10 protein-coding genes are annotated in these 12578 nt (G+C 67.3%); 4 read left to right on the top strand and 6 right to left on the bottom strand.

Going from position 1 to position 12578, the window contains the following annotated elements; translation table 11 throughout:
* The first annotated feature begins 2 nt into the window (after positions 1–2).
* Both G6N46_RS27835 and G6N46_RS27830 read left to right on the top strand, forming a co-directional pair.
* Positions 3–914 (top strand): LysR family transcriptional regulator, encoded by a 912-nt coding sequence (locus G6N46_RS27835; RefSeq protein ID WP_138249961.1) that lies wholly within the window; start codon positions 3–5, stop codon positions 912–914.
* 90 nt (positions 915–1004) lie between these two features.
* Complete coding sequence (locus G6N46_RS27830; protein WP_138249962.1) at positions 1005–1343, top strand: MmcQ/YjbR family DNA-binding protein; 339 nt, start codon at positions 1005–1007, stop codon at positions 1341–1343.
* 296 nt (positions 1344–1639) lie between these two features.
* Here the strand turns inward: G6N46_RS27830 and G6N46_RS27825 are convergent, their stop codons facing one another.
* Genes G6N46_RS27825 through G6N46_RS27815 form a run of 3 tightly spaced genes read right to left on the bottom strand, consistent with a single transcriptional unit; the run spans position 1640 to position 5272 of the window.
* Positions 1640–3109, bottom strand: coding sequence for a flavin-containing monooxygenase (locus G6N46_RS27825; protein ID WP_138249963.1), 1470 nt, complete (start codon positions 3107–3109; stop codon positions 1640–1642).
* A gap of 55 nt (positions 3110–3164) precedes the next feature.
* Complete coding sequence (locus G6N46_RS27820) at positions 3165–4121, bottom strand: alpha/beta fold hydrolase (RefSeq protein WP_163693076.1); 957 nt, start codon at positions 4119–4121, stop codon at positions 3165–3167.
* Between the two features lie 59 nt (positions 4122–4180).
* The gene (locus G6N46_RS27815; RefSeq protein ID WP_138249964.1) at positions 4181–5272 is read right to left on the bottom strand and encodes an NAD(P)-dependent alcohol dehydrogenase; all 1092 of its coding nucleotides are present in this window, start codon (positions 5270–5272) and stop codon (positions 4181–4183) included.
* A gap of 69 nt (positions 5273–5341) precedes the next feature.
* Here G6N46_RS27815 and G6N46_RS27810 point away from each other — a divergent pair, with 69 nt between their 5' ends.
* Both G6N46_RS27810 and G6N46_RS27805 read left to right on the top strand, forming a co-directional pair.
* Positions 5342–6196 carry an EamA family transporter gene (locus tag G6N46_RS27810; RefSeq protein ID WP_138249965.1) on the top strand — a complete coding sequence of 285 codons (855 nt, stop codon included), beginning with the start codon at positions 5342–5344 and terminating at the stop codon, positions 6194–6196.
* Between the two features lie 56 nt (positions 6197–6252).
* On the top strand, positions 6253–7224 hold the full coding sequence (locus G6N46_RS27805) for an NADPH:quinone oxidoreductase family protein (RefSeq protein ID WP_138249966.1): 972 nt from the start codon (positions 6253–6255) through the stop codon (positions 7222–7224).
* Here the strand turns inward: G6N46_RS27805 and G6N46_RS27800 are convergent.
* The 3 genes from G6N46_RS27800 to G6N46_RS27790 form a co-directional block, all read right to left on the bottom strand.
* The gene (locus tag G6N46_RS27800; protein WP_138249967.1) at positions 7211–8824 is read right to left on the bottom strand and encodes a CocE/NonD family hydrolase; all 1614 of its coding nucleotides are present in this window, start codon (positions 8822–8824) and stop codon (positions 7211–7213) included. The genes G6N46_RS27805 and G6N46_RS27800 overlap by 14 nt on opposite strands.
* Positions 8825–8989: 165 nt before the next feature.
* Positions 8990–10819 (bottom strand): acyl-CoA dehydrogenase, encoded by a 1830-nt coding sequence (locus tag G6N46_RS27795; RefSeq protein ID WP_138249968.1) that lies wholly within the window; start codon positions 10817–10819, stop codon positions 8990–8992.
* A gap of 182 nt (positions 10820–11001) precedes the next feature.
* On the bottom strand, positions 11002–12456 hold the full coding sequence (locus G6N46_RS27790) for an aldehyde dehydrogenase family protein (RefSeq protein ID WP_135357273.1): 1455 nt from the start codon (positions 12454–12456) through the stop codon (positions 11002–11004).
* Positions 12457–12578: the final 122 nt, after the last annotated feature.

The raw sequence follows: 12578 nt of genomic DNA, 5'->3' as shown, positions 1-12578 counted from the left end.
CCATGGAGATCGATTTCACCCGGCTGCGCTACTTCGTCGCCGTTGCCGAAGAGCTGCACTTCAAGCGCGCCGCCGATCGATTGATGATCACGCCGCCGCCGCTGAGCAAGCAGATCAAACTGCTCGAACGCGAACTGGGCGGGGAACTTTTCGAACGCACCTACCACGACGTCCGCCTGACACCGCTGGGCAGGCAGCTGCTGGACCCGGCGCGCGACATCCTGCGCCGGGTCGAGGAGCTGAAGGCGACCGCGTCACGAATCACGCAGGCGAGCAACCCTGTTCGGATCGGAGCGACCGCCTATGCGCCGTCGGATTTTCTGGTCAGGCTCGAGCAGGCGGTGGCCGGGCTCACCATGACCACCGAGTTCAGTGTGCCGGGGTCCGCGGCGGAGGTCATCGCAAAGCTCGTCTCCGGCCACCTGGATCTGGGCCTGATCCACCTACCGGCCGCCGACAAACGCATTCGGCACCGCGTCGTGGCCACCTATCCGGGTGCGGCAGCGGTGCGGTTCGACGACCCACTCACCGCCAATGACCTCATCGCCATCGAGGACCTGCGTGAGCGCGATGTCGTGATCGACTTCGCGCGGCCCAACCCCGTGGTGCTGGCGCAGATGGCGCGCGGCCTCAACGAGCGGGGCATCACGCGCATCGTGCGGACCGTCGGTCAGCTGGGCGGTGAGCTGGAGATGGCCAGCCACGTGTTCAACCGGTACCTCGTCGCGTTGGTCAGCTACGCGCCCGCCTCGACGCTGGGCCGCATCTTCTCGCCGCCCGAATTCAAGCTGATCCCGATCGACGAAAGTACCTGGGCCCCGGCCAGAATCGCGCTGGCGTGGGCGCCGGACCGGCTGAGTGATGCGGGCGCGATCGAGGCGGTTGTCGACCAACTCGCCGCTGCCCTCGCCTGACTGCGCGAGACGATTACCTGTCAGCACGCGCCGGTAGGCTGCCTCGACGGACACACCCCACCACAGCAAGCCCCGGAAGGTTCGAAAACCGTGCTCGATGCCGATGATGTGCGCCGCATCGCGCTCTCGCTCCCCGAGACCACCGAGAAGGAGCGTTGGGGCCATCCGACGTTCGATGTGGCGCGCAAGATGTTCGTCACCGTGCCCGACGATGAGACCTCATTTGCGGTGCGCTGTCCCAGATTCGACCGCGAAGAGTTGATCGCGGCGGAACCGCACAAGTTCTGGGTGCCGCGCCACGAAGCTGCGTCGTCCTGGGTGCGGGTCCGGCTCGCGGCGCTCGACGACGAGCAGGAACTGACCGACATTCTCACCGACTCGTGGCGACTGGCAGCCCCGCCCAGACTCACCGAGCAACAAGAATCCTGAACGCCGAAGGTGCGTACAGATCGTCAGATCTGTGGATGAGCCGCGCTGATTGCACAGTCGTGGCGGGGTGTGGTTCATCGACTTCGTGACTGTGCAATCAGACGGTCGAAATCGTGAAATCGACGATCAGGTGGCACAGTCGCGACCCACCCCCTGCTGGGCACTTGACAAGCAAATGTCTTGTGGGCTTTGACCGTGCGCTGACGCTCACAACGTTCGAGTAGTGAAGATCCTCAGCGCACGATCAACGCGAGGCCGACGTTCCGCACCGCGCAGGGGACCGCTCGCGGGAGAAATCAGACTCGCTGCGTCACCCGGCCGAAGACCATGGACTCTTCGATGCGGTCGAAGCGGTGGTCGATGACGTCGAGCACGTAGTTGTGCCGGACGTGCCACGGGCGATGAGTGCCGGATTTCGGCAGCGCATGGGGATTGCGGTTGATGTAGCCGGCGTCGAGATCGAAGGTCTTCTTCTCGTCCATCGGCACGTCACCCAGATGCGGGTAGGCGTGCGTGTAGCCGTGAGAGTCCATGTACGCCACCAGCTTTGCGAAGGCACGGGCAGTCATGTCGGCGCGCAGGGTCCACGATGCGTTGGTGTAACCCAGGCACCATGCCATGTTCGGCACGTCCTCGAGCAGGAACTCCTTGTAGACGTAGCGGTCCGATGGCGTGATCGCGACACCGTCGACCGACAGGGAGATGCCGCCGAGGGCCTGCAACTCGAGCCCTGTCGCGGTGACGACGATGTCGGCGTCGATGCGCGCACCGGATTTCAGCACGATGCCGTCGGCGTCGAAGTGTGAGATGTGGTCGGTGACGACCTCGGCGCGGCCGTCGCCGATCGCCGTGAAGATGTCGCGGTCGAGCACGGCGCAGAGGCGTTGGTCCCACGGGTCGTACTTCGGGTTGAAGTGCACGTCCACGGGGTAGCCGGCCGGCAGTGCGGCGACGGCCCGGCTCCGGATGAGCCGGCGCCCGCCCTTGGGGAATTTGCGCAACAAGTTGTAGCTGAGGACGCTGATGAGCACGTTCCGGAACCACACGATGCGGTGAGCGATCTTGTCCGGCAACAGCTTCCGAATCAGGCTGACCATGGGGTCGATCTGCCACTGCGACATCAGATAAGTGGGCGACCGCTGCAGCATGGTCACCTTCGCGGCCGTCTTCGCCATGGCGGGCACCAGGCTGACGGCGGTCGCGCCGCTGCCGATCACCACCACCTTCTTGCCGGCGTAGTCCAGTGACTCCGGCCAGAACTGCGGATGGACGACGTCGCCGCTGAAGGCATCGATGCCCGGGAAGTCCGGGGTGTAGCCCTTGTCGTAGTTGTAATACCCGGTGCCGCAGAACAGGAATCGGGCGCGGCACGACCTGGCCTCGCCGTCCTGCAGGGTCTGCACCGTCCAGGTGTCGGTCGCCGAATCCCAGTCGGCCGACTGCACATGGGTGTTGAAGGTGATGTGACGGTCGATGCCGTGCGTACGTGCCGCCGCGGTGAGGTACTCACGGATGTGATCGCCGTCGGCGATGTTCTCCGGCCTGGTCCACGGCTGGTACGGGAAGCTCAGCGTGAAGATGTCGCTGTCCGACCGGATACCCGGGTAGCGGAACAAATCCCAGGTGCCGCCGATGCGTGCCCGACGTTCCAGGACCGCATAGGTGGTCTGCGGGTTGCGCTGGTGCAGCCGGTACGCGGCGCCGATGCCGGAGATCCCGGCACCGATGATCAGCACATCGAAGAACTCGCCGTCGCTGGCCGTCATGAATCTCCCTTGATCAAATCCGGTACCGCCGGTATCACCTTAGGACACGGCGGTCCTAGGCCGTCGAGCTGTGGGCCGAGCCGACGAGCAGCGCCCGCAAATGCTGATTGACCTGCTCGGGACGTTCCAGGTTCGCACAGTGACCGCCACCGAGTTCGACGAACGACCACAGATTCGGCACGCTCCTGGCAATCCGGCGCGATGCCGCGATGGGCAGCAACCGGTCCTTGGTGCTGCCGATGACCAGCGTCGGCACAGTCAGATTGTCCAGTCCGATGTGATGCGCATCGAGGTTGTCCACCAGGGCGTTCACCCATCCGCTGCGGCCGGCCGCGGAGGTGCCCATGAACAGTTCGTAGACGTAGTCGGCGACGGCAGGGTCGGCGTCACGCCCGACGGCGATCATGGCGACGAACTGGCGCGCCGCCTTCCGCGAACCCGGCACCAGCGGGGCCCCGCCGAACGTCTTCAGGATGCGTCCGGCGGCGTAGGCCCGGGATTTGGCCAGCGAGTTCGGGACCTGCGCCAGCTGGACCAACTTCAGCAGGTCGCCGGTCGTGGTGTTGATCAGGGCGACGGCGTCCGCACATTCGGCGACACGCTGCGGGTAGCGCTGCGCCCAGGACGTGATGGCGATGCCGCCCATCGAGTGCCCGGCGATGACGGCCCGCTCCCCCGGCCTGAGCGTCGCGCCCAACACCGCATCGAGGTCGGCGGCGAGAAAGTCCAGGTTGTACTTGTGGCGACCCTTGGGCGCGGCACTCTGGCCGTGCCCGCGGTGGTCGTAGGCGATGACCCGGTAGTCGGTCGCGAGATCCGCGATCTGGTTGCCCCAGACGCCGATGGCGCAGGTGATGCCGTGGGCGAACACGATCGGCTGTCCATGTTCGGGGCCGAACACCTCGGCATGGAGCCGGGTGCCGTCGACGGCCTTGATCTCCATGGCACGGCCTGGTGGCAGGGCCGCGGGACGTCCGGGTCTGACCAGCTGGGATGAGGTGAAGGCGGTCATACTGCTCCGTTCGGGTTCGGCGACGTTGCCGGCGGGACATCCCGTACCAGCGAGCCTACCTAAATAACCAGCACGGGTTTGACAGCGCGACCGGCCGCGGCGTCCGACCAGGCGTCGGCGAAACGGTCGAACTGGTAGGTCCGCACCAGTTTGTCGACGGGCAACTCGCCGCGGAGGACGTGCCCGGCGAGCCGCGGGATGAAGGTGTGCGGCTCGCTGTCGCCTTCGATGACCCCTTGCACGCGGAGCCCGTTGGCCAGAATCAGGCCGACGGGCAGTTCCGCGGTCAGCGCGCCCAGCCCGACGAGCGCGAGCGTGCCGCACTTGCGCAGCATGCCCAGCGCGGTGCTGATGACGTCGCCGCGCGCGGTGGTGTCGACAGCGAGCGTCGCGCCGCCCCCGGTGAGTTCCATGATCTCGGAGGCGAGAGTCTCCGAAGCCGAGTCGACGGCCCCGGTCGCACCCAATTCGATTGCCAGCGAACGTCGTTCGGCGATCGGATCGACCGCGACGATGGCGCGGCACCCGGCGATGCGGGCACCCATCACCGCCGAGAGGCCCACCGCGCCGGCGCCCCAGACCACCACCACGTCGTCGGGCCCCGCAGCCAGGGTGTTCAGCACCGCGCCGACCCCGGTCTGCACACTGCAGGCCAGCGGCGCCGCCAACTGGGCGTCGATGCCGTCGGGCAGCACCACGACATTCGAGGTGTTGGCCAGCGCGTGCGTGGCGAAGCTGGACTGGCCGAAGAATCCACCGCGAACGGGCTGACCGGCCAGCCGCAGGGCGCTCGATTCGTCACCGCGGTCGCCGGCCATATTCAGGCGTGTCGCGTTGTCGCAGTAGGCCGGCGTGTCGGACGAGCAGGCGGCACACTGCGAGCAGCTTGCGAAGGTCAGGACGACCTGACGGCCGACGTCGATGCGGGCGTCCGGGCCGGCAGCCAGAACGGTGCCGGCGCCCTCGTGGCCGAACACCATGGGCAGTCGCTTCTCCGGCCAGCGCGCCGCCGTGCTGATGTCGGTATGGCAGATGCCCACCGCGTTGATGCCGACCAGCACCTCGTTGCCCTGCGGTTCACGAATCTGGACGTCGGTCAGTTCGGGGGTCGTACCCGGGTGGAGCAACACTGCGGCGCGTGCGTCGATCATCCACGGATGGTAGGTCGACGGTAATCTGCGCCGGGTGACCGGGATCGACAACCGCCGGGTGCCGCGCGGGTGAAGCATCGTGATCTGCCGCGGTGGTCGGTGCCCTTCGTCTTTGTCACCGGTGCCGCATCGCAGTATCTCGGCGCCGCGATCGGCGTATTCCTGTTCTCCACCACGCAACCGGCGACGGTGGCCTGGCTGCGGGCCGCGGCCGGCGCGCTGGTGCTGGCGGCCTGGCGCCGGCCGTGGCGGATGCGGCCGACCCGCCGCCGCGTCACGATCGCGACGTTGTTCGGGCTGATCACCGTCGGCATGAACATCGCTTTCTACGAGGCGCTGGCACGCATCCCCCTGGGCACCGCCGTCGCGGTGGAATTCATCGGACCCACCCTGGTGGCGACGCTCGGCTCACGCCGACCGCGTGACCTCCTCGCGGCCGCCCTCGCCGCCGGCGGCGTCGCCCTGTTGGCCGGCATCGAATTCACCTCCGAACTCGCCGGTGTGGCGTGGGCACTGGCCGCCGCGGCTTTGTGGGCCGGCTACATCCTGGTGGGCAAACGCGTGGCGGACGCGCACGGCGGGCTGGACGCTCTCGCCCTCGGGATGTCCACCGCTGCAGCCATTTTCGCACCGATCATCATCGGCCTGCAGGCCCACACGAACGCTGCGGTGTTCTTCGACGCACGCACCTGGCTGCTCGGTCTGGGCGTCGGAGTGCTGTCGACGGCCATCCCCTACGGCCTCGACCAGGTCGTCCTCCGCCAGGTCGGCCAAGCGCGATTTGCGATCCTCCTGGCGCTGTTGCCGGTTACCGCGACCATCATCGGCCTGACAGTCCTGCATCAAGTGCCGGCGATGGGCGAGATCGCCGGTATCGGACTGGTGGTGGCCGGCCTTCTACTCGGTGCCCGGGGCGGACGCTGAAGGCGACATGCGACAGTGACAGTGACTCACCGGCAGCCCCACAGGAGAAGAGCACCATGCGCGCCATTCAGATCGCCCGGTTGGACGGCCCGTCAGCAGCCGAACTGAACGAGATTCCCGAACCTGACGGCACCGGCGCCGTGGTGATCGAGGTGCACGCCGCCGGCGTCGCCTTCCCCGACGCGCTGCAGTCCCGCGGTCTCTATCAGCACAAGCCCGAGTTGCCGTACACCCCCGGCGCCGAACTCGCGGGCGTGGTGCGCAGCGCGCCCGCGGGCGCGCACGTCGCGCCCGGCGACCGCGTCGCGGCGTTGACCATGCTGTCCGGCGCGATGGCGGAAGTCGTTGCGCTACCGGCCGACCGGGTCTTCAAGCTGCCCGACACGGTGTCGTTCGAAGCCGGCGCCGGACTGCTGTTCAACGACCTGACAGTGCACTGCGCGCTGCGTACCCGCGGCCGCCTGACGCCGGGCGAGACCGTACTGGTCCACGGCGCCGCCGGCGGTATCGGCACGTCGACGCTGCGGCTGGCGTCGGCGTTCGGGGCCGCCCGCACCATCGCGGTGGTGAGCTCGCAGGACAAGGCCGAAATCGCCCGTGCTGCCGGGGCTTCCGATGTCGTGCTGGCCGACGGTTTCAAGGACGCGGTGCGTGAGCTGACCGGCGGCCGGGGCGTCGACCTGATCCTCGACCCGGTCGGTGGCGACCGGTTCACCGATTCCCTTCGGTCGCTGGCGCCCGGCGGCCGGCTGCTGGTGGTCGGGTTCACCGGCGGCGATATCCCGACGGTCAAGGTGAACCGGCTGCTGCTCAACAACGTCGACGCCGTGGGTGTCGGCTGGGGTGCGTGGGCCATGACCCATCCGGGTTACCTCGCCGAGCAGTGGGAGGAGCTGGAGCCGCTGCTGGCCTCCGGCGCGGTGATCCCGCCGGTGCCGGAGGTTTATCCGCTGGAGCGGGCCGCAGACGCCATCGCCTCGCTGGAAAACCGTTCCGCCAAGGGCAAAGTGGTCGTCACGTTGGGCTGACGGGCAGCACCAGCCGGGACTGCCCGCCGTCGCCGTGTGCGACGGTGTGCACCGAGGGCACCATCCGGGTTGCGGTTCCCAGCGGGTCACCGGTGCCCAGATTGCGCGCGAACCGCGGGAAACAGCCGCCGGCGACCAGCAGGCGGATCCGGTGGCCGGCCGCGAACCGGTACGCGGTGGCGTCGAGCTCCAGGCGCAGCAGCGCTTCGGGGGCGTCAGCCGCGGTGAGCCGCAGGTAGCCGTCCGTGACGTTGGTCGAATGTCCATCGGGCGCAACGTCACTGATGCGCACGAACACGTCGGCATGCGGATTGTCGGTCCGGTGGTCCAGCTCGACGTACGGGGTTCCGATGACGTCGAGGTCGGCGGGCAGCACGGGGCTGGTGAAAGACAGGACGTCGGACCGCTCGGCCAGCGCGGTGTCGTCGATGTAGCCCGACTTGCCCGAAACCAGAAGGCGCCCACCGATACTCGGTGTCGGGTCGGCCGGGTCGTAGACGAACGTGGACGGCGCCCCACTGTCCGGTGGAGTCTCGGCCAGCGCCGCGCCGGGATGCAGGTGCCACACCCGTTCGGCGGTCGGTGGCGGCCACTCCTGCATGTCGAGCCAGTCACCGCCGGCGACGCAGATCCGCACCGGAGCCGCGGCGCGGCGCGAGCCGTCCAGCCACAGCACGGATTCCTTGATGGCCTCGGTGCCACCGGAGCCGTGCGTCCACGGCCCGACGGTCAGGGCCACCTCGACGCCACGGGCGCGCAGCCGCCGGTACTGCTCGAGGGTCTGGTCGACGAACACGTCCTGCCAGCCGGTGATCAGCAGTACCGGGCCCCGCAGGTTGTCGAGTGCGGCCGCCACACCGTTCTCGGCCCAGTACGGCGACGACGGATCCGGCTGTTCGAGCCAGGCGTTGAACCACGGGGTGCGTCCGCCCAGTAGTTCGGCGGCGGCCGGATCGAGCGGCAGCGTCTCCAGCACCGGCTTGAGCGTGCGCGGTGTCGCCATGCCACGGAGGATCTGACGGATCCAGCCACCGCGGTGCTGCCACGCCACCTGATAACTCCAGCCGAGGAAATCGCCGAGTGCGAATGACCCGGTGCTCCACACCGAATGACCGAAATCATGGGGCGCCATGGTGATGACCGACGTGGTCAGGTCGGCAGGTTGGTCGACGAGGAGCGCCAGCTGGGTGAAACCGAGGTAGGAAGCGCCGACGGTGGCGAATTCTCCCCCGTACCAAGGCTGTTCGCGCAGCCACTCGACGGTGTCGGCACCGTCGTCGACCTCGTGGCGACCGGGCTCGAACGCACCGTCGGACCCGAAGGTGCCGCGCGTGCTCTGCAGGACGACGTGGAAACCCTGTCCCGCGTACAGCCCGGCGAACACCCGGTTGGGCAGGCCGTCGCGGCCATAGGGCCCGCGCATCAACAACGTGCCGGCGGGCTTGCGGGTCCGCGGCGCGTAGTGATCGGCCAGCAGCACCGCGCCGTCGCGCATCGGCACCGGCAGCGACCGTTCCACCCGGAAACTCTTGGCGCGCGGCAGACCCAGTCGGCGGGTCAGTGCGCGGGCGCCGAGCCATGCCGGGGTGTCGCGTCGCACGTCACACTCTCCTCGTCCTGTCGTGGGCCTTGGACCATTTTCCACGGCGGGACCGGATCCACAGCAATCGAGAGCCGGAACTGTGACCTGTTCGACCACTGGCGATTTGTGCACGATTTTCCGCGGCTGTCGCGGAAAATCGTGCACAAATCGCTGGAAGGCGGGCTAGAAAGCGGCGTTCTCCAGCTCCATGACGTCGGTGTCGAGGGTCTCGATCACCTCACGCACCGAGGTCAGCAGCGGCAGCATGTTCTTGGCGAAGTACTTCGCCACCGCCACCTTGCCGGTGTAGAACGCGTGGTCGCGTTCGGCGGCGCCGTCGAGCGCGGCCTGGGCGATCTGAGCGGCCAGGATCAACCGCCAGCCGATCATCAGGTCGCCGACCGCGAGCAGGAACCGCACCGAACCCAGGCCGACCTTGTACAGCTGCTCGGGATCGCCCTGGGCTGCCATGAGGTAACCGGTCAGTGCCGCGGCCATGGCCTGAACATCGGCCAGAGCCGTTGCCAGCCGGTCGGTTTCAGGCTTGAGATCCGGTCCGGCGCCGTCGATGGTCGCGGTGATCTGGCTCGACACGTGGGCCAGCGCCGAACCCTGGTCGCGGATGATCTTGCGGAAGAAGAAATCCAGCGACTGGATGGCTGTCGTGCCCTCGTACAGGGCGTCGATGCGGGCGTCGCGGATGTACTGCTCGATCGGGTAGTCCTGCAGGAACCCCGAGCCGCCGAGAGTCTGCAGGGATTCGGACAGCATCTCGTAGGCACGTTCGGAGCCCACGCCCTTGACGATGGGCAGCAGCAGGTCGTTCACCCGGTGCGCCAGATCGGCGTCGGCACCCGAAACAAGCTGGGCCACATCATCATTCTGGTACGCCGCGGTATACAGGTAGACCGACCGCAGCCCTTCGGCGTACGCCTTCTGCGTCATCAGACTGCGTCGCACGTCGGGGTGCTCGATGATCGCCACACGCGGGGCGGTCTTGTCGGCCATCTGGGTGATGTCGGCGCCCTGGATGCGTTCCTTGGCGTAGGCCAGCGCGTTGAGGTAGCCGGTGGACAGGGTGCCGGCGGCCTTGACCCCCACCGTCATTCGCGCGTTCTCGATGACCTTGAACATCTGCGCGATGCCGTTGTGCACGCCGCCGACGAGGTAGCCGATGGCGGGCTTGCCGTGGGCGCCGAACGTCAGCTCACAGGTGGGCGAGGACTTGATGCCCATCTTGTGCTCGAGGCCGGTGACGTAGACGCCGTTGCGCTCGCCCAATTCGAGGGTCTCGGGGTCGAAAAGGTAATTCGGTACGAAGAAGAGGCTCAGGCCCTTGGTGCCCGGCCCCGCGCCTTCGGGCCGGGCCAGCACCAGGTGGAAGACGTTCTCGGCGGTGTCACCGACGTCGCCGCCGGAGATGAAGCGCTTGACGCCTTCGATGTGCCACGTGCCGTCCTCCTGAGCGATGGCCTTGGTGCGTCCCGCGCCGACGTCGGAGCCGGCATCCGGCTCGGTCAGCACCATGGTCCCGGCCCAGCCCTTGTCCATCGCCGTCCGCGCCCAGTGCTGCTGCTCCTCGGTACCCACTTCAGCCAGCGTGTGGGCCATCGCCGGCCCGAGGCCGTACAGGAAAGTCGCCGACGGGTTGGCCGAGATCAGCATTTCCTGCGTCGCCCACACCAGCGCCGCCGGTGCGGGCGTCCCACCGGCCCGCTCATCGAGTCCCAGCCGCCACCACTCGGCTTCCTTGACCAGCCGGACCGTCTTGGCCAGGTCCTCCGAGATCGTGATCCGGTGCTCGTCGGGAAGAAACACCGGCGGGTTGCGGTCAGCCTCGACAAATGTCTCTGCGGCAACATCTTCGGCCAGCTTCGAGACCTCGTCGAGGATCGACCGCGCCGTATCGGCATCGAGATCGCCGTACGTGCCCGCATCCAGGGCCGCACCCAGCGGTAGCACTTCGAAAAGATTGAATTCGATATCGCGCAGGTTGGCGATGTAGTGACTCACACGGCAAAGGATCCGCGCCGGCCCGCAAGGTACGCAACCGTAGGTAGCGGCAACCTACGGTTACGCAGCCGAAGGGTGCGAGGTCACGCCGCCACGTGACCTCCGTCACATGGTGCGTCGTCGAGGATTTGTGCACGATTCTTCGCGGTCGGCGCGGAAAATCGTGCACAAATCGCGGGTGACTACAGCTGGACGACGACGCTCTTGTTCTTGAGGTACGCCTCGAGCCCTTCACGACCGAACTCCTGGCCCCAGCCGGACTGCTTGTAGCCGCCGAACGGCAGGTCGTGGTCAAAGACCAACTGGCAGTTGACCTGAACACTGCCGGCCTGCAGGCGCTTGACGATGCGGTGCGCCCGGCTGACGTTGGTGGTCCACGCGGTGGCCGCCAGGCCGTAGCTGGTGTCGTTGGCCATGGCGACGGCCTCGTCTTCGGTGTCGAACGGCAGGATGCTGACCACCGGCCCGAAGATCTCCTGCTGGTACAGGCGCATGCCGGGGTCGACGTTGGTCAGGACGGTCGGGTGCACGAAGTAGCCCTTGCGGTCCAGCCGGTAGCCGCCGGCGACGATCTCGACGCCGTCGTTCCTGCCTTCATCGATGAAGCCCAACACCCGGTTGAGCTGTTTGGCACTGATCAGCGGGCCGCTCATCACGCCTTCTTCCTCCGGACCGCCGTACTTCATGAAGTTGGCGACGTTCGCGATGCCCTCGACCACCTGGTCGTAGACGCCGCGCTGCACGAAAATCCTTGAGCCGCAGACACATCCCTGCCCGGAGTGGATGAAGATGCCCATGGCCGCGCCGAAGATGGCCTTGTCCAGCTCGGCGTCGTCGAAGATCAGCACCGGCGACTTGCCACCGAGCTCCAGCATGACCTTCTTCAGGTTGCCCGCCGAGGCCTTGACGATCTCCTTGCCGACTTCCGTCGAACCGGTGAAGGCCACCTTTTCGACGTCGGGATGCGCCGTGATGGCGGCGCCTGCGGTGTGGCCGTACCCGGTGATCAGGTTGACAACACCCTCGGGCACGCCGGCCTCGTGAATCAGGCGATCGAGCAGCAACGCCGAAAGCGGCGTCTCCTCAGCGGGTTTCACCAGGCTGCTGCAGCCCGCGGCCAGCGCCGGGGCGATCTTGGCGCAGGCGTTGAAGATGGGGCCGTTCCACGGGAAGATCAGGCCGACGACACCGTACGGCTCACGCAGCGTGTAACCGTGCTGATCGACGTAGGCGTCCGAGGCGATACCGCTGGTGCGGATGTCGTAGGCGGTGCCGTTGATCTTGGAACACCAGCCGGCGTAGTAGCGGAAGAACTCGGCGCACGTCGGCACAACGAGCTCGGACTGCATCTTCATCATGCCGGTGTTGGCCGAGTCGATGGCCGCGAACTCAGCCGTGTGCTCGTCGATCAGGTCGGCGATGCGCCACAGGATCTTGGCGCGTTCCCGGCCGGGCAGCCCGGACCACACGCCGGCCTCGAAGGATGACTTGGCGCGGGCGACGGCCTCATCGACGAACTCGGGTCCGCAATCGGTGAACTCGCCGATCTGCTCTTCGCTCACCGGATCGATGATCGGGATGAGCTCACCCGTACCCGGGCGCTTCTGGATGTCCTCCAAGACCGACTGCAGCGTCATCGCGTGCCTCTCATCGTCAGCGAGCGCGCGCCCCGGGGTGGGCACGCAACAAATGCTGTGCAGTTGCTTAGCATTGCCGCGATCAGGTCGTCAAGAGTGGCTCACGTCGGCAGGTTGTCTGG

The organism is Mycolicibacterium phocaicum (assembly GCF_010731115.1).
GTDB lineage: Bacteria > Actinomycetota > Actinomycetes > Mycobacteriales > Mycobacteriaceae > Mycobacterium > Mycobacterium phocaicum.
This window is presented reverse-complemented; position numbering and strand designations above follow the sequence as displayed.